This is a genomic window from Clostridium sp. 1001271B_151109_B4, assembly GCF_015670405.1.
Taxonomy (GTDB): Bacteria; Bacillota; Clostridia; order Clostridiales; family Clostridiaceae; genus Clostridium.
Genome location: NZ_JADPBQ010000003.1, coordinates 167278 through 185731 on the forward strand (window position 1 = coordinate 167278; position 18454 = coordinate 185731).

Annotated in this window: 14 protein-coding genes and 1 riboswitch; all 14 genes read right to left on the bottom strand. The window is 28.5% G+C overall.

Translation table 11 applies throughout. The features are described 5' to 3' along the window. Window positions 1-14 precede the first annotated feature (14 nt). Window positions 15-644, bottom strand: a complete 630-nt coding sequence (gene cbiE, locus I4V63_RS03540) for a precorrin-6y C5,15-methyltransferase (decarboxylating) subunit CbiE (RefSeq protein WP_195999918.1) — start codon at window positions 642-644, stop codon at window positions 15-17. Between the two features lie 256 nt (window positions 645-900). After that, window positions 901-2007, bottom strand: a complete 1107-nt coding sequence (cbiD, locus tag I4V63_RS03545; RefSeq protein ID WP_195999919.1) for a cobalt-precorrin-5B (C(1))-methyltransferase CbiD — start codon at window positions 2005-2007, stop codon at window positions 901-903. Between the two features lie 9 nt (window positions 2008-2016). After that, entirely contained in the window at window positions 2017-2640 is a 624-nt protein-coding gene (locus I4V63_RS03550; RefSeq protein ID WP_195999920.1) for a precorrin-8X methylmutase, read from the bottom strand. A gap of 27 nt (window positions 2641-2667) precedes the next feature. Continuing rightward, a complete protein-coding gene (locus tag I4V63_RS03555) occupies window positions 2668-3951 on the bottom strand; it encodes a cobyrinate a,c-diamide synthase (protein ID WP_195999921.1) in 1284 nt (427 codons plus the stop codon). Between the two features lie 13 nt (window positions 3952-3964). Further along, window positions 3965-4807 (bottom strand): sirohydrochlorin cobaltochelatase, encoded by an 843-nt coding sequence (locus I4V63_RS03560; protein ID WP_195999922.1) that lies wholly within the window; start codon window positions 4805-4807, stop codon window positions 3965-3967. Window positions 4808-5201: 394 nt separating this feature from the next. After that, window positions 5202-5408, bottom strand: a riboswitch (cobalamin riboswitch). A gap of 306 nt (window positions 5409-5714) precedes the next feature. Beyond that, on the bottom strand, window positions 5715-8288 hold the full coding sequence (locus tag I4V63_RS03565) for an immunoglobulin-like domain-containing protein (protein WP_195999923.1): 2574 nt from the start codon (window positions 8286-8288) through the stop codon (window positions 5715-5717). Window positions 8289-8500: 212 nt separating this feature from the next. Then, on the bottom strand, window positions 8501-10582 hold the full coding sequence (locus I4V63_RS03570) for a beta-galactosidase (protein WP_195999924.1): 2082 nt from the start codon (window positions 10580-10582) through the stop codon (window positions 8501-8503). 214 nt (window positions 10583-10796) lie between these two features. Further along, entirely contained in the window at window positions 10797-11519 is a 723-nt protein-coding gene (locus tag I4V63_RS03575) for a glycerophosphodiester phosphodiesterase (protein WP_195999925.1), read from the bottom strand. 20 nt (window positions 11520-11539) lie between these two features. Continuing rightward, on the bottom strand, window positions 11540-12325 hold the full coding sequence (locus I4V63_RS03580) for an HAD family hydrolase (protein ID WP_195999926.1): 786 nt from the start codon (window positions 12323-12325) through the stop codon (window positions 11540-11542). 37 nt (window positions 12326-12362) lie between these two features. Beyond that, the gene (locus I4V63_RS03585) at window positions 12363-13703 is read right to left on the bottom strand and encodes an ABC transporter substrate-binding protein (protein WP_195999927.1); all 1341 of its coding nucleotides are present in this window, start codon (window positions 13701-13703) and stop codon (window positions 12363-12365) included. 38 nt (window positions 13704-13741) lie between these two features. Then, a complete protein-coding gene (locus I4V63_RS03590; protein ID WP_195999928.1) occupies window positions 13742-14566 on the bottom strand; it encodes a carbohydrate ABC transporter permease in 825 nt (274 codons plus the stop codon). Beyond that, a complete protein-coding gene (locus tag I4V63_RS03595; protein ID WP_195999929.1) occupies window positions 14566-15501 on the bottom strand; it encodes a sugar ABC transporter permease in 936 nt (311 codons plus the stop codon). The genes I4V63_RS03590 and I4V63_RS03595 overlap by 1 nt, the downstream gene beginning before the upstream one ends. A gap of 213 nt (window positions 15502-15714) precedes the next feature. Next, on the bottom strand, window positions 15715-17688 hold the full coding sequence (locus I4V63_RS03600) for an FtsX-like permease family protein (RefSeq protein ID WP_195999930.1): 1974 nt from the start codon (window positions 17686-17688) through the stop codon (window positions 15715-15717). Next, entirely contained in the window at window positions 17678-18448 is a 771-nt protein-coding gene (locus tag I4V63_RS03605; protein ID WP_195999931.1) for an ABC transporter ATP-binding protein, read from the bottom strand. The genes I4V63_RS03600 and I4V63_RS03605 overlap by 11 nt, the downstream gene beginning before the upstream one ends. Window positions 18449-18454 lie beyond the last annotated feature (6 nt).

Here is an 18454-nt window from a genome sequence, read left to right on the forward strand (position 1 = left end):
ATATTTCTCCTAATTTAATTTTCTTGATTTTCTACAACTAATATAGACATATCGCTAAAATCCACATTTATAAATTTTTCAGGCTTACCTTCTAAAATCAGCTCATTCTCATAAGATAAATGCTCACCAATAATCACATTGCAATTTATATTATGTTCAATTAAAAGCTTACATAAATATGTAGCATTGTTTTTATTATCAGTTAGCCAGATTGATAATTTATTTTGTTTAACTTTCTCTATAAAACCTTCATTTCTTGCATGCACACTTCCTGTAAATGCATAAGACCAGCTTTTATTTAACTTGGTTGTTAAATATTGAAACGAGCTTAATCCTGGTATTACGACAATATTTCCTGGGTAATTCTTTTTTATATATTCACTTATTCCAAAAAATGTAGGATCCCCTGAAGCTACTAAAGCAATAGTTTTCTCCTTTAAATTCCCCTTATCTTGCCCATTGTTGTTAATGTATTCTAATGTTTCCTTTAATGAATTCATCACTATTTTTTCTTTATTGATAAACTCTAAATCATTAATCAATCTTTCAAAGCCAATAATAACATCACATTCATTTAATACATCTATTGCCTTCTTTAATATATAATCCCTATTTCCTGGTCCCATTCCAACTATGTAAAGCACAATTTTTCAACCTCCTATACTAATGAACTCCCATATTACATCTTTGTTCAGTGATAAGAAGTTTATTCAGTGGCAAATTATTGAAGAAATTCCTTAGGGGATTTCTTCAATATATATTTTCTCTAAATTCAACCTAAGCTGACTTTACTCCGCAACTTGATACTTGTAACATATCACTTCCTAATACTTGTCACTCAAAACTTCCTAACCCTTGTTACTTGAAACTTACTATTTTCTATCACTTATTAACTGCTAACTAGTAAGATCGCCCTAGTTTTGAAAGAGAATTATATAAAATCTTATAATCTGAAAATCCATAATACATTATTGCATCACACTTCATTTCCCCATAAGTATAAAATTTCATTCTTTCAACAATCTTATCTCCTATATTTTTATAAAGCTCTTCATATCCTTCACCTAGGAGCTTCACTGCACCTTCACTTGTTTTTTCTTCTAAAACCTTTTTAATGGCTTCTGTATCATATCCTAAAAGAGCAAGTTCTAAAGCTATAACTTCAAGACGCACATCATTTACTCGACTATGAGTATTAAAACATCCATAGGCAACTTTACTTACTTTTCCTATATGACCTATAAGAACAACTTCCCTTATTTTAATTTCAGCACAACATTCTAATGCAAAGCCTACAAAATTAGATATTATAACTACTTCATCTTCTGAAAACCCATTATCCTTTGCACACTTTTCTCCTATATTCCCAAAAGTAAGAACTAACCTCTTCTTATCTCTTCCCTTTTGATTAATTTCAATTCGTATAGATTCCTTTAATGCATCTTCTGACATTGGTTTAACTATTCCTGATGTTCCTAAAATAGAAATCCCTCCAACTATACCAAGCCTAGGGTTAAAGGTCTTTTTAGCAATCTCTTTACCTTCAGGAACACTAATAGTTACCTTAATTCCATCTTTAATTCCAACAGGAATGTTGTCCATTACAACTTCTTGAATAGTTCTTCTTGGTGTTGGATTAATTGCATGAAGTCCTTTTTCTATAAATAATCCTTCTTTCGTAACTACTCCAACCCCTTCTCCACCAACTAAAGTAAATCCACTATCTTGCTTTTCTACTCTTGCATAGATTTCAATGCCATCAGTTATATCAGGATCATCTCCCCCATCTTTAATAACAGAAACTAAGCAGTAGTTTTCACCTTTTTCTATAGAATTTATAGGTATCTTCATTTCAATTCCCTTAGGCACTATTATGTCAACACTATTTAAAACTATATCACTAAAAAGCATTATTGTAGCTGCCTTTGCAGCTGCTGTTGCACATGATCCAGTGGTATATCCACATCTTAATTTCTTACCACCACTCATTACATAAAGATCTAACATCTTAGTCAACTACCTTTCAACAACGTTATACATAAGAGCATTTACTATTGCTGCTGCAACTGTGCTTCCACCTTTTCTTCCTTTAACTCTAATGTAAGGAACATTAAGCTCATCTAAATTTTCCTTACTTTCGGCGGCTCCAACAAAGCCTACAGGAACTGCAATTATTAACTTTGGATTAGCTCTTCCTTCTCTTATAAGCTCTTTTAACTTAAATAATGCTGTTGGTGCATTTCCAAATACAAAAATATCAACATTATCATTACAAGCTTTTTCTACAGCTGCCATTGAACGTGTTATTTGCTTTTCTTTAGCCTCTTTATGTACTTCTTCTAAATTTACATAACAAATAGCCTTTCCTTCTAATTTTGCTAAAGCCCTTTTATTTATTCCTGATAATGCCATATTAGTATCTGTATAAATAACAAATGGCTCCTTAAAAACGTCTTTAGATGCCTCTATTGCTCCCTTGCTTATCTCTACTAAATCCTTATATTCAAAATCTGCTGTTGTATGAATAGTTCTCTTTATTATAGACAATTCTTCCTTAGTGAAATTATGCTCGCCCATTTCACTTTCTATAATTTTCATACTTGTATTTTCTATTTCCATTGGATTTTTAATATAGTCCATTTTTATTCACTCCAATTTTATATTTTCTTATTTTAATAACTTATTAATAAACTCTAAATTTCCAAAGAAATGTACATGTGGATAGCCAGCTAATGTATTATTCTTTTTATATCCGCATTTCCACTTAATTTCTTCACCAGTATATGAATTTTTAATTACATCATATATTGGCTCTTCACTTAAATTTACCTTTGACTTATGGAATTCATGACAATTAATTCTTATATCCTCTACTGATACTGTTGCATAACCAAATCTATTTAGCCTTTTAGTCATTTCACTCTTTCCTTTTAAAAACCCAACCATATCAGCACCATCTATATTTTCCGTTAAATACATTAATCCACCACATTCAGCATAACAATTTAATCCACCATCTAATGCTTCTTTTATACTTTTAAGCATACTTGTATTTTTACTTAACTCTTCTTTAAATACCTCTGGATAACCCCCACCTAAATATAAGAGGTCAATATTTTCTGGTAGCTTTGAATCCTTAAGTGGACTAAAGTAAATAATCTCTCCAGCATCTTCTAACAGCTCTATATTTTCTTTATAATAAAATCTAAAAGCTTCATCATAAGCTATTGCAATTTTCTTATTTTTATTTTCTAAATGATAATTATCACTATACTTACTTATATCCTTAAATCTTTCAATTATTTCAGTTAAATTTACATTTTCCTCAATAAGCTTAGCCAAATAATCTATCTTAGCATGTAAATTACTAACTTCTACACTTTGTACTAATCCTAAGTGTCTACTTTCTAACTTAAGATTTTCATCCTTAAGAATATATCCAAACACCTTTAAATTACAGTGCATTTCAATTGCTGGTTTTAATAAATTATAATAGCCTTCACTAATACAATTTATAATTACTCCAGCAATATTAGCCTTCTTGAACTCTTTAATTCCATTAAGCTCTGCACATAAGGTTATACTTTGTGCCTTTGGAGTAATTACTAATATAATTGGAACATCATCTAATACTTTTGAAATACTGTATGTTGAACATTCTTCTGTTAAGCCTTTCCCATCATAAAGTCCCATAACACCCTCAATTACAGCTAAGTCACCGACTCCTCTTGAAAAGCTTGCTTTCACACCCTCTTCCCCCATTAAATGTAAATCTAAATTTCTAGATACATTACCTGTTATTTCAGTATGAAATCCTGGGTCAATATAATCCGGACCTACCTTATATCCTTGTATATCATAACCTCTATTTTTTAATGCTTTCATTAATCCAAGAGTAACTGTAGTTTTACCTCCACCACTACAATTAGATGAAATTATCATTGTTCTCATAATTTATGTCTCCTTAACTTTTTACTTTTACCTTATGACCCTTTTTAGTTTGTCCAACACCGATATATCTATTGTTAATAAGATCTTCTATTCTATTTATATATAGCTCATTAAATTTTTCGTTTTCTCCAAGTCCCTTCATATGTAAATTCACTTTAATACCTTCTTCTTCTAGCTTTGACTTCCAAGAATCTTCATCATCTGAAGCCATATCATTTCTAGCATGATCACCTGCAACAACCATTAATGGAGCTAAAGTTACTTCATTTACATTATTTCTTTTTAATTTTCTAAGTACTGTTTCGAAATTAGGATAGCCCTCAACTGTCCCAACAAATACATTTTCATATCCCTCATCTTCTAATACAGCTTGTAGACATCCATATACAGCATTTGATGGATGTGCAGTTCCATGTCCAACATACACTACGGCATTATTTTCCTCATATAATTCTTTTGTTGCTTCAATAAATAGTGAATAATCTTGTGGTAATTCATCTATTCCTTGATAATAAAAAATAGGTCTTCCAACTTTTAAAATTTTAAAGTTATCCTTGAAAGATTCAGCTATTTTATTTACATATATAAACTCTTCTCCAGGTATCATATGTAATGGCTGCATAATTACTTCATCATAACCTTCTTCATATAACTTCTTCATCATTTCTTCTGGTGTATCAATAAACATTTCATATTTTTCTTTTAGCTTTTCTATTATTTTATGTGAAGTAAATGCTCTATAAATATCATATTCACTAAAATGATCTCTTATTTGACTTTCTGCCTTTTCTATTGTCTTCTCTAAAGTATCTAAATAGCTTGACCCAAAACTAACTGCTAATATTGCTTTTTTCATTGATTAAAATCTCCTAAAATTTATTTCAAATTATTTTTCTCTTTAAATTTATTTATCCATTTTTTATTTATTAACTAAAAAACTTAATTATGTTTATAAATTACTTTGCAAACTGAATTTTAAGCTAAAGAGGTGGGAATGTTACAAGTACTAGCCATTAGATAAATAAAAAAATAAAAGCACCCTTCAATTAGGGTGCTTAAAAGACAACACAATATAACTAAATTGTTTTTCAACTTAGTTATTGACAAGTAACAAATGACAAGTTAATGTTGAAATTTCGTTAGGAATTTCTTAAAACATACTTTTATAAATTCATCCTAAGCTAAATTTACTACTTAACTTGAAACTTATTACTTAACTCTCTATCATATCATCCTTACCTTCCCACCGAAGTATAGATTAAAATCTAGGCAGGTCTCCTGGCTTAAACTTCATCCTCTTCTCATACCTTCCCAGTTTTCTAACAACCAGTGGATTTAATTTGAGATTTGTCTGTTATTACAGTAGCGGGGGCTGCAGTGGCATTTAACCACTTTCCCTTTTAATTTAAAATCATAATAAAAAGCATAATTTTAAAACCTAAATTCCTTTATATTCAATTATATACATTCAATTATATACTTTCAATTAAATACTAAAATTAAAATTAAATCAAGCTATTTTTGAATTACCTCTAGTGAAAATATACATATTTTATCTATATGAAATTTTTAATGCTTGCGTAACTTTAATCTTCATAATTAATACTTTGGTATTTTTTTATACTCCATTTTTATCTATCAATCTTGCTTGTGCATATGTTGGATGTAAATGATCAAAGTTAATTTATTTTGCTCTCGATTAATCTTAAATATTCAAAAAGAGATCTTGTAATAAATACAAAATCTCTTCTTTAACATCTTAACTACTTCTTTTTCTTATTAAGAATAACTGCAGTAACCACCCCTGATATTGATATAACGACTAATACTCCTATAATAACTTTAACTATAATTGAATTACTAAAAATACTTCCACTTTCAATTGTAACATTAATACTCTTTGTAGTTGTTAAACCTTTACTATCTGTTACCTCATAAGTTACCTTATAATCTCCATCTTTACTTACATTAACTTTATTTTCTTTAACAACGATCTTATTTGTTAAATTTCCATCTTCATTATCTAATGCTGTAACACCATCTAATGGATTAAAATATCTACCTTTTTCTAATGTAATATCATTAGCATTAATAATAGGTGGATTATTTTCTTCATTCATATTTTCTTGCGATTTAACAACAACCATCATTGCTTTATTTACCTTATTTCCATTACTATCAACTATTTCATAGGTTACATGGTAGTTTCCTTCGACACTTGTATTAACATTATTGTATATAGCCATTACCTTATTAGTTATATCTCCATCTTCCTTATCAGTTGCTGCTACCCACTCTAATGGATTAAATTTTGAATCTAATGCTATAGAAATATCATTGCAGTATATAATTGGTGCCTCTCCTGCTTTGGTTACTTTACTTCCATTATTAAAGTTTTTAACTTTTACTTTAATTACACAAGAAGCTGAAGTTCCCATGCTATCAGTAACCTTATATCCAACTTTATATATTCCCTCTTTATACACATTAACATAATTATATACTACTATAACCTTTCCTGTGATATCTCCATCTTCTTTATCTGAAGCACTTACCATTGCATATGGATTGTATTTTTCCCCTAAAGCTACTGTTATATCTTCAGCGTATATAATTGGTCTTGTATTATTTTTGGGCACAACATTAACATATATTTCTTTAGTAACTCTATATCCTGCACTGTCTGTAACTTCATATATAATCCTATAAAGTCCAGTTTTATTTATATCTAAATCATTATATATTACTTTTACTTTATCTGAAATATCTCCATCTTCCTTATCAGAAGCCGTAACATTTGAATAAACATCAAACTCATTATCTAATTTTATTACCTTATCAGTTGCATAAATTACAGGAGCACTATTGATCGGAACCTCAATTTTATCAACAGTTACATTAATACTCTTAGTTGTAGTTTTTCCCTCACTATCACTTACTTCAAAAGTAACTGAATATTTTCCTACTGTATTTATATCAACCATATTTTCTATAACCTTTAATTTTGAAGTTAAATCTCCATCTTCGGTATCATATGCATTTACTCCACTTAATGGATTAAAGCTTTGACCTTGTTTGATAGTTCTATCACTTGCATTTATATATGGAGCCTCATTTTCCTTTTCTAAAGGTTTAACAACAGTAACTTCAATGCCTTTCCTTGTCTTACCTCCATCTTTATCCTTTACTTCATAAATTACAACATATACTCCTTCTTTATTAACATCAACATTACTTGATATAACAATAATATCATTAGTTATATCTCCATCCTCTTCATCTGTTGCTGTTATACCATCTAATTCATTAAATTTACTTCCTAAATCTATTACCTTATTTTCTGCATTTATTACTGGTAATGTATTTACTACTTCTTCACCTTTTTGAACTGTTATTGATATTGTTTTAGTTGTTTGTTTATTATCAGAATCTTTTACATAATAAGTTATTGTATATTTTCCTGGCTCATTTGGATTTACTGCATTTTCTCTTATTTCAATTTTCTCTGTTAAGTCTTCTCCACTACTTGATTTAGCAGTTACTCCCTCTAATGGATCAAACTTATCACCAACATTTATTATTTTATCAATAGCATTTATTATAGGAGCATTTTCAGTATCAGATTCATCATCTAGTATAACTTCCCCATCACTTGTCTCATCTTTATTTCCATCATCCTTGTTTTCACTTTCATTATTATCTACAACTTCATTACCTTGCTCTGATTCTTTATCTATCACTTCATTACTATCCATAATAGGTTCTGTGACCTTTTGATAATTTTCTTTTGGAGCATTTCCCAATAAATCTTTTGCTATAACAGTTCCATTTATCTTTACTATTTCTAATGTAGGAATTTCTTTTAACTCTTCTATATTCTCATATCCTACATTTCCTAAATTTATTTCTTTTAAGTTACTAGTTTCCTTTAATAAAGAAAATGACTTTATTTCTGCATTTTCTAAATCCCTATGCTCTTCTTTCAACTCATCTATATCTATCTTAGTTATTGTTTCTAAATCATCCTTAGTTATAGATTCATCTGAACTTTTACCTAAAGTATAAAGTACTATTTTAAATAAGTTAGAATCATAATCACTAAAATTTAAATTATTTTCAATATTAATATTTTCATTTTCCTCACCTTGTTCTGCCTCACCTTCATTTAATTGTACATCTTCACTATTAGTATCCTCTTCGTCCATATCAATAGTCTCTTCTGACTCACTGATAACTTCAGCATCATCATTACCTTCTGCTCTAACGTAAAAACTTGGAAATAATAATGTTATTATTATTACTCCGCTTAACAATATTGATAATAGCTTCTTCTTCATACATTCCCCCATTATATTAGAAGTAATATACTACATGCTATGATAAAGTTTGATTTTATGACACCTTATTTGAGTTCTCTATTTAAATTCTACTAAAATTAAGTTAAGTACAATAATTTGATTTAAACATATAAAATGTTACAATAAAAATAGACTTGCATTAAATATGGAAGTCTATTTTTATCTTTTATTCTTTTATTCTTAATTTAAAATTACCTTTTTAATACTCTTACATTATATTTATTTAATTCCAATTCCCCACTTACCTCTTCACCAGTAAGCATATCAACATACTTATTATCATCCAAAGTAACAGTATTATTTTGTTCACTAAAATTCATAACAAATACATAATCATTTTCCCCATCAGTCCTCATTTGAACTGTTACTCCAAGAGGTAGATCCGTATCGATTATAGGCTTAATTTCTAAATCATTTATTATTTTAGTAAAGAACTCAGTATCAAAATCATTATTAGTTCTTGCTGCTACATAATAAGCCTTCCCATCTCCATAATTATTAACTGTTAATGCAGGCATTCCAGCATAATAATCATTTTTATAGGTTGCTAATACTTCTGCAGTTTCGGCATGAATTACATCACAATAATCTCTTAATTTATAACTTCCTTTAGCACCTAACTGATTATTATCTTTAAACTCTAAGTAATTTACCTGTGAATCATATAATGTATCAATTTCTTCAGCCCAAATTCCTGTTACTTCTCTTAATGGGCCTGGGAATCCCCCTAAGAAGCATAAGTCATTTTCATCAACTAAGCCGCTAAAATAAGTTGTAACTAAAGTACCACCACTTTTAACAAACTCTGTTATTCTTTCAGCAACACCTGGCCTTATCATATATAACATTGGTGCTACAAGCAATTTATACTTAGAAAAATCGCAATCCATATTAACTACATCTACAGAAATTCCCTTTCTCCAAAACACCTTATAATAATCCTCAACAGCTTCAAAGTATCCCTTATTATCATTTTTAAGAGCTTGACAATCATCTATTGCCCATCTATTTTCCCAATCATAAATTATAGCTACTTCTGGTTCTACACTAGTTCCAAGTATGTCAGTTAATTTTTCTAATGTTTCTCCTACCTCTGTAACTTCTCTAAATACTCTAGTATTTTCATGTCCACAATGATCTACTACTGCTCCATGGAACTTTTCAGATGCTCCTCTCCCCTTTCTCCATTGGAAGTATTGAACTGAATCTGCTCCATGTGCCACCCCTTGAAGTGATGATAATAAATGCATTCCTGGTCTCTTAGTTTTGTTTACCTTATGCCAATTAACTAAGCTTGGAGTACTTTCCATTATTAAAAATGGTTGTCCACCTTTTAATGTTCTATATACATCATGTACAAATGAAGTATAAGCAGCTGTATCATGTAAATTTTCAAAATCATTATGCCACGCTGGATAGTTATCCCAAGATACTACATCAACTTCCTTAGCAAACTTCCAATAATCCAACCCATTAAACAATGTCATTCTTGGATAATCACCCATGAAGTTAGTTGTAACAGGTACATTAGGTGTTATTTCTCTAATTGGTGCTATTTCATTCTTATAAAAGTCTATGGTTTGCTCTGTAGCAAATCTCTTCCAATCAAGATTATGTCCATGAACAAACTCTTCACCATGATGTGCTGGACTTTCAATTTGTGACCAACTAGTAAATTTATGACTCCAAAATCCTGTCCACCATGCCTTATTTAATTTTTCTAAATCATTTTCATATTTAACTTTTAACCACTCTCTAAAAGCTTCTTGGCAAAGATCGCAATGACACTCTCCACCGTATTCATTAGATACATGCCACATTATAAGTGCAGGATGATCTTTATATCTTTCTGCTAATATTCTATTAATTTCTGAAGTTTTTTCCCTATATATTGGTGAAGTAAAACAGTGATTATGTCTTTGTCCATGAAGTATTCTCTTTCTATCTGACCAAACACGTAATACCTCTGGATACTTCTCAGACATCCAAGCTGGTCTTGCTCCACTTGGTGTAGATAAAATTACATGAACTCCTGCCGCTGCCATATCATCCATAACTTTATCAAGCCATTCAAAAGTATACTTACCTTCTTCTGGTTCTATTGCACTCCAACCAAAAATATTTATAGATACACAATTACAATGTGCTAATTTCAATAATCTTACATCTTCTTTTAATATTTCAGGATAATCTAACCATTGATCTGGATTATAATCTCCTCCATGTAAAAATCCCTTAATCTTTTCATTAATAGGTTTAAATTTTTTAATCATTTTTTCTTCCTCCAATACTCTTTCTTTAACCATAATCTTTTATTATTTTAAAATTAATCTTATTATCTATAAATACTATTTTTCTATATACTTAATTTTACCATTTTTATGCTTACTTGTATCACTTTATTAAATGTAGCATCTTCAACAAACTTTATACTGAATAAATAAAAAGTAATAGTTTTCTTCATTAACTATTACTTTTATCTTTTATTTATCCATTATTTATTATTTCCTGTAGTAGATCAGGATAATCGGTAAATACTCCACTTACTCCTGCCGAAATTAATTTTCTCATTAGGCTCGGACTATTCACAGTATAAATATTTACATCTATATTATTTTCTTTAGCTTTTTTAATAAGCTCTTCTGATACTAATCTAATATCTGGATGAATTGCATTTGCACCAAAATCCTTAGCATAATTAACTACATCCTTTATAGGCTGACAATATAATAATCCTGTTTTAAGCTCACTATCAATTTCCCTAGAAATTTTTATAGACTCATGATTGAAGCTAGATAATATTACCCTATTCTTTAATTCATACTTGTTAACTAAATCTATTACATCTTTTTCTATTCCTTCATAATGTATTTCATCAGTTTTAAGTTCTATATTCAATATTACATTAGAATCTTTAACTAACTCTAAAACCTCTTCTAAAGCAGGAATTCTACATTCTAAGTTATCTTCAAAATTCTTATTTCTACACTTAAAAGCTTTTAGCTCTTGAAGTGTATAATCTTTTACTAACCCTTTTCCTATAAATGTTCTTTCAATATCTTCATCATGTATTACAACAAGTTTATTGTCTTTACTTTTATGAACATCAATTTCTAAACCAGTGGCTCCTGTTTTTATACCTTCCTTTATTGATAATATAGTGTTTTCAGGATAATATTTACTTGCCCCTCTATGTGCAAAATTTATCATAAAATTCCACCTCAAAATCTTTATATTATTTTTAATGCTTTTAATGCATTATAAACACCATGATCATTAATATTATCAGTTACTAAATTTGCCTTCTTTTTTAATTCATCGCATCCATTCCCCATTGCAACTGAATAATCCACTTCTTCAAACATTTCTAAATCATTAAAACCGTCTCCAAAAGCATAATACTTAATATTTTTATCGTTACTTCTATTTCTAATATATTTAATTGCACTTCCCTTACTGCACTCTCCATTAAATATATCATAACCCCCTTTTATATCTACTAATTCAACAAACTTAAATCCGCTATATTTTTTCATAATTTTAGAAATATCTTTACTTTTTATATTTGCATTTATTTGAAAGACCTCGTATTTCTTTATATTTTTTAATACTACATCTTCTAATTTTTCTATTTTCATATTATACTTCATTGAAAATTCCTTAACCCACTGATATTCTGTTTTTCCAACACTTTTATCTAACATGTGTAGACAATATGGTATATCATTTTCTTCAAAATATTGTACTATATCTTGTACTATATCTTGATTCATATACTTTTTATAGATAACCTTATCCTTTACAGTAATTAATGATCCATTAGCGCTTACTATAGTGTTAAACATTTTATAGAAATTTTCCTGCTTTACCATAGCTAAAGATCTACCAGTTGCTATAGCTACATTAACTCCATTATTTTTACACATGTTTATTGCTTTAATAGTATTAGCACTTATAATATTTTTTTCTCTACAAACTAATGTATTATCTACATCAAAAAAAATAGTTTTTTTCATCTTTGTCTCCCTTGATGATTTGCTTCATTATATTTTTTTAATTATTTGACTTATTATACTTTTCTAATGCACTATTAATTGTTTTTGCCATATTATCTACTGCATTTTGCGATGTTATTTCATTATTTAGTACTTTTTCTATATTTTCTTCTATAGCTGCTCTTGCTTCTGGGAATACTCCTAAAACAGCGCCTGATTTATTATTATTTTCTCTTAATTGCTCTATTGCTGTTTTAAATTCTGGATTTGCTTCTAAATATTCAACCATTTCTGGTAATTCATAAGCAGCTGTTGAAACAGAGAAATATCCTGTTGCTTGCGCCCATTTAACTTGTGATTCAGCTGATACCATAAACTTTATAAATTCAAAAGCAGCATTTTCCTTTTCATCATCCCCCTTATCCATTATCCATAAAGATGCTCCTCCAACTGATACTCCACCTTCATCACCATCTAAAACAGCGGGGAAATATGCTGTTCCTAATTCAAAGCTATCACCTATCTTGCTCTTTAAATCACCTAAACTAGCAGTTGAAGCAACTATCATTGCAGCGCTTCCTGATGAAAATGCATCTAATGTATTTTGACCATCTCTACCAAAGTTTCCAACAACACCAGAGTCAACAAGTGACTTCCATCCCTCTACTATATTTAATCCTCCCTCATTGCTATCAAATACAACCTTTGTTGCATCTCCTTCTCTTCCATTTCCCTCATTAGCATAATCTAATTCTTGCTTTATTAAGAATTGCTCAAAGAACCATCCATATATTTGCATTGCATATCCATATCTTGAAATTTGATTTCCATCTTTAATTGCTAATTTATTAGCAACATCTATTATTTCATTAAAATTCGTTGGAATATCATCCTCTGTTAAACCAACCTCAGTAAATGCCGTCTTGTTATAAAATAAAATAGGAGTTGAACTATTAAATGGCATTGAATATAACTTACCATCTATAGTGTAGTAATCTAATATATTTTCTTCTAATGATGATATATCATAATCATTTTTATCTATCATATCTTGCATTGGTATAGCGTACTCACTATCTATCATCCACTTAGTTCCGATATCATATAATTGCATAATATCTGGTCCTGAATTACTTAATGCTGAACTTTTAAGTTTATTTATAGAATCATCATAACTTCCTTGATATTCTGCTACTACTGTAATTTCATCCTGTGAATTATTAAATTCTTCAACTAATGAATTTATAGCTTCTCCACCTTTTCCTCCCATAGAATGCCAAAAAGTTATTTCAGTATTTTCCCCTGTTTTATTACTTCCTAATAAATTATTTGAACATCCTGCTAATGCCGTAACCCCTAAAATTGCACTTAACGTTATTGCTAATAATCTTCTTTTCATTCCCTTTTCCTCACTTTTTTAAATTTTTAATTTACTTTTTATCCTTTAACTGCTCCTGCAGTCATACCTTTTACTAGTTGCTTTTGACCTAATATAAATATGAATACTGAAGGTATTAAAATTAATATTGCCCCTGCTAGTACTACCCCATAGCTACTTCCTTCTGAATATTGAAGCATACTTATTCCTATTTGAACTGTTCTGTTATTTCCATTATTTATTGTTAATAGCGGCCATAAATATTGATTCCATGTATTAATGAATACATATATTGATAATGATGCTATTGCTGGCTTAGATACTGGTATTAAAATCTTAAATAAGAATTTTAAATTTCCACATCCATCAATTTTAGCTGCTTCTCTTATTTCTTTTGGTAATGTTAAATAAAATTGTCTCATCAAGAAAATCCCCATAGCTGATGTTAAAAATGGCACTATAAGAACTTGTAAACTATCATTCCACCCCCATGAACTTACAGTTAAGAAATTTGATATAACTGTAGTTTCTGCTGGTATCATCATTGTTGATAAAACCATTAAAAATAACAAATTCTTTCCTTTAAAATCATAAAATGCAAATGCATATGATGCTAAACTTGCAGTTATAACTTGTCCTACTGTTACGCATACAGAAACAATAAAACTATTAGTTATAAATTTTAAAAGAGGTACTGTGTTTAATGCAGCTTTAAAATTATCTAAAGTTAATTCACTTGGAATAATTTTATGAGGATATTGTGTCATTTCAGTTTGACTCATAAAGCTTAAACTTAATGCATATAAAAGTGGAAAAATAATTAATAGTCCAACAACTATACTTAATATAGTTAATATAATTTTATTTCTTTTTAGTTTACTCATTATTGATAATGTACCCCTTTCTTTTCAAACTTAAATTGTAATAATGTAACTATCATCATTATTACAAATAATATAAGCGCCTGAGCACATGCCATTTCAAATCTTCCATTGAAAAATGCTTCTCTATAAATAGAATGCACAAGCACATTAGTTGAATCTCCAGGTCCACCTTGTGTTAGTAACTTTATTTGTCCAAAAGCTTGGAATGCATTTATTAAATTCATAAATATAACTAAAAACATTTGTGGAGATACCATAGGTATTATTATCTTCTTAACTTTTGTTAAATAACTTGCTCCATCTATAGATGCACTTTCCATAAGTTCAGTTGGTATATTTCTTAACCCTGTTAATAAAAATATAAAGTTTAATCCTATATTTAACCAAACAGTTACTATTGCAACTGAAATCAGAGCAAACTTTGAATCTGTTAACCATCCAATTTGTGTACCTAAAACATGATTAAGTATTCCATTTGTGGGATGAAAAATCATTGTCCAAATTACAGCTGCTGGTGCAGATGCTATTGCCATTGGTAATGAAAACATAAGCTCAAAAATTCTATTACCTCTTAATTTATTATTTGCTAATAAAGCTAGTAAAAATCCAATAATTACAGATGGAGCTGCCACCAGTAAAACAAATTTAAATGTTACAACTATTGAGTTATAGAATTCCGGTGAAGTTAAAATTTCTTTAAAGTTTTCTAATCCAACGAATTCCTTAATTTCCCCTCTTATATTTGTAGTAGACATACTCATTATTATTGTTTTTATAAATGGATAAAATACAAATAATCCAAATATAATAAATGCAGGTATTAAATAAAAATAAGGTTCCATTTTACCTTTTAATACTCTTTTATTTTTTAATGATACTCTTTTACTAATATTATTTCCCTTTATATCCTTTAACTTTAGATATTGCTCCGCCATGTTTTTCCTCCTTAACTTTTATTTCCTTAATTAGAATACTTAAGCAACATTAAGTAAGTATTAGAAAACAGTTAAGTTAATTTAACAATTCATTCCTTTTTGTTAAATTAACTTAACTATCTCTAAATTAATTTTAAGTACACCTTAAAATATAAATATCTTTATTTACACACAAAAAAAGGTTGTTCTTTTCGAACAACCTAAATAAATACTTTACTTAATCATTTTCCTTGCCCCATTATATGTTGCAATAAAATATCCGCCATACACTACAATTAAAATTACTAATGTAATTAATATATATTTCATCATACTTCCATCTCCAACTATAGCCACTATACCTTGTGCAAACTTTAATCCTACTATAGAATGAATCATTGCAATGGCTAAAGGAATCATAAAATATATTCCTATTTGAGTAAATAATGACTTATTAATTACCCTTTCGTCTACTCCAACTTTTTTAAGCAATTCATATCTATAAACATTATCTGCAGATTCACATAATTGTTGAAGTGCTAAAACTGCCGCGCTTGTTATTAAGAAAATGAATCCCATATAAATTGCTAAATACGAAATCATTGCTCCAAACCCCGCTGTAGTTGATTCCACTTCATCTTTACTAATATAATAAACTATACTATCATCTGTATTATTGTTTAAATCTATCATTTTAGTAATCTTTTGATCTGACTCTTCCTTATTACCTTTATAATTCATATTCAAATAGCTACTAATAGGAATTAACCCACTTACTACATCATCATTTGCTACAAATGTACAAAGGTTATTTTTCATAGTTGAATTATAAGATGTTATATTAACCACTTCTATATCTGCTGGCGTTAATTCTTTTCCATTTATATTAATTTTAGTATTATTATCTATTGATTCTTGTATTGACTTTTCTACCTCACTTATATCACAAAAAGCTAAATATTCATTTTCTCTTAGTGTTACTTTTTCTTTTCCTAATAAATTTAATAAATCATTGAAATCTGATAACTTAATTACAGTAATATCGGCATCTGTAAATATTGGATAATAACTACTACCTTTTTCTATTCCTTCTTTAGTTAAGAATTTACTATATTGCACCCCACTATTATAATTTGTATACTCTGCATAATCATATATACTTTCTAAATTATCTTTTCCCAATAGATTTTCAACTCTATCTCCATTTAAATTCCACACAGTACCATCAAATTGTGTTAAATCTTTAATATCTTTATTAAGTCCTCTACTAATTCCTAGCCCACTAGAAAATGTACATATGGCAATAAATAACATCAAACATATAAAACTCATAGATACAAAAGTAGTATTAATTTTACTGTTAATTTGTCTTAAAACGAACATGTTTAAATCTTTTAAATAAAACTTTTTATTTCTTTGCATAACTTTTAATAAAAAACCTGATAACGAAAAGAAAAGTAAAAATGTTCCTATAGCTCCTAGCAATACAGGTATACCTATAGTTGTTGGACTTACTATAGCAACTCCATTTTTTAATACTATAAAATAAGCTGAACCTATCATTATAACACTAATTATAAATACTATTACAGATATCCAAATATTTTTCATTCTTAATTTTTCGTTCTTCTTTGCTGAAGTTAATAAATCTATTAATTTCACCTTTCTTATGGTAAATGAATTAAAAATTAAAACTACTAAATAAATTAATCCAAAGCAAACTATTGTCTTAATAAATGCCATTTTAGAAAATACAAAAATAAAGTTAACTAAACTGACTTTAAATAATTTAGCCGTAAATATTGATAATCCTTGAGAAAGTAAAACTCCTAAAGCTACGCCCACAACTAAAGAAACAAACCCAATTAACATTGTTTCTATAAATATTAATCTAGAAAGTTGTTTATTTTCCATACCTAATGTCATATAAATTCCAAATTCTTTTTTTCTTCTTTTTATTAGAAAATTATTAGCATATACTATTAAGAACCCTAAAACAAAAGAAATAAACACTGAAGCAACTCCCATAACTGTATCTGTTAATTGAAATGCTGATGCCTGCATATCAGTTAAATCCATCATTACTTTTTGAGACTCAATAGAATTAAAAGTATAAAATATACACACTCCAAATACTAATGTTAAAAAATATATTGCATAATCCCTTATACTCTTTTTTAAATTTCTTATAGCTAATTTAAAATACATCTCTTTGGTCACCTCCAAGTAAGGTAACAACTTCAATTATCTTATTAAAGAAATCTTTTCTACTATCATTTCCTCTAACTAACTCATTGAAAATCTTTCCATCTTTAATAAATAAAATTCTACTTGCATAGCTTGCTGTAAAAGCATCATGAGTTACCATCATAATAGTTGCATTTAACTCTGTATTTAAATGTTCTAAACTTTCAAGAAGCATTTTTGCTGATTTTGAATCTAAAGCTCCTGTTGGTTCATCAGCTAAAACTAATGATGGATTAGTTATTATTGCTCTTGCACATGCAACTCTTTGTTTTTGTCCACCTGATACTTCATAAGGATATTTATTTAATATTTCTATAATTCCAAGCTTGCTTGCTACTTCTTTAACTCTACTATCAATTTCTTTATGATTTATCCTTGAAATAGTTAGTGCTAATGCTATATTTTCATAACAAGTTAATGTATCTAATAAATTAAAATCTTGAAATATAAATCCAAGTTCTTCTCTTCTGAATTTTGCAATTTTTTTAGAATTTAACTTTGTAATATCATTATTATTTATAAAAATGTGTCCACTGCTTACCTTATCTATTGTTGAGATACAATTTAACAATGTAGTTTTACCACTTCCGGAAGCACCCATTACTCCAACAAACTCTCCTTCTTCTACTGTAAAACTAATATTATTAATTGCTTTAGTTATATTACTCTTATTTCCATAATATTTTTCTATATTACTTACCTTTAAAACTTCCCTTTTCATACTTTC

Bases quoted from the DNA above. Each gene is read 5' to 3' on its own strand.
- I4V63_RS03595 (WP_195999929.1), bottom strand. From the start codon at position 15,501: ATGGCGGAGCAATATCTAAAGTTAAAGGATATAAAGGGAAATAATATT.
- I4V63_RS03560 (WP_195999922.1), bottom strand. From the start codon at position 4,807: ATGAAAAAAGCAATATTAGCAGTTAGTTTTGGGTCAAGCTATTTAGAT.
- I4V63_RS03605 (WP_195999931.1), bottom strand. From the start codon at position 18,448: ATGAAAAGGGAAGTTTTAAAGGTAAGTAATATAGAAAAATATTATGGA.
- I4V63_RS03550 (WP_195999920.1), bottom strand. From the start codon at position 2,640: ATGGACTATATTAAAAATCCAATGGAAATAGAAAATACAAGTATGAAA.
- I4V63_RS03600 (WP_195999930.1), bottom strand. From the start codon at position 17,688: ATGTATTTTAAATTAGCTATAAGAAATTTAAAAAAGAGTATAAGGGAT.
- I4V63_RS03590 (WP_195999928.1), bottom strand. From the start codon at position 14,566: ATGAGTAAACTAAAAAGAAATAAAATTATATTAACTATATTAAGTATA.
- I4V63_RS03580 (WP_195999926.1), bottom strand. From the start codon at position 12,325: ATGAAAAAAACTATTTTTTTTGATGTAGATAATACATTAGTTTGTAGA.
- I4V63_RS03585 (WP_195999927.1), bottom strand. From the start codon at position 13,703: ATGAAAAGAAGATTATTAGCAATAACGTTAAGTGCAATTTTAGGGGTT.
- I4V63_RS03565 (WP_195999923.1), bottom strand. From the start codon at position 8,288: ATGAAGAAGAAGCTATTATCAATATTGTTAAGCGGAGTAATAATAATA.
- I4V63_RS03570 (WP_195999924.1), bottom strand. From the start codon at position 10,582: ATGATTAAAAAATTTAAACCTATTAATGAAAAGATTAAGGGATTTTTA.
- I4V63_RS03575 (WP_195999925.1), bottom strand. From the start codon at position 11,519: ATGATAAATTTTGCACATAGAGGGGCAAGTAAATATTATCCTGAAAAC.
- I4V63_RS03555 (WP_195999921.1), bottom strand. From the start codon at position 3,951: ATGAGAACAATGATAATTTCATCTAATTGTAGTGGTGGAGGTAAAACT.
- cbiD (WP_195999919.1), bottom strand. From the start codon at position 2,007: ATGTTAGATCTTTATGTAATGAGTGGTGGTAAGAAATTAAGATGTGGA.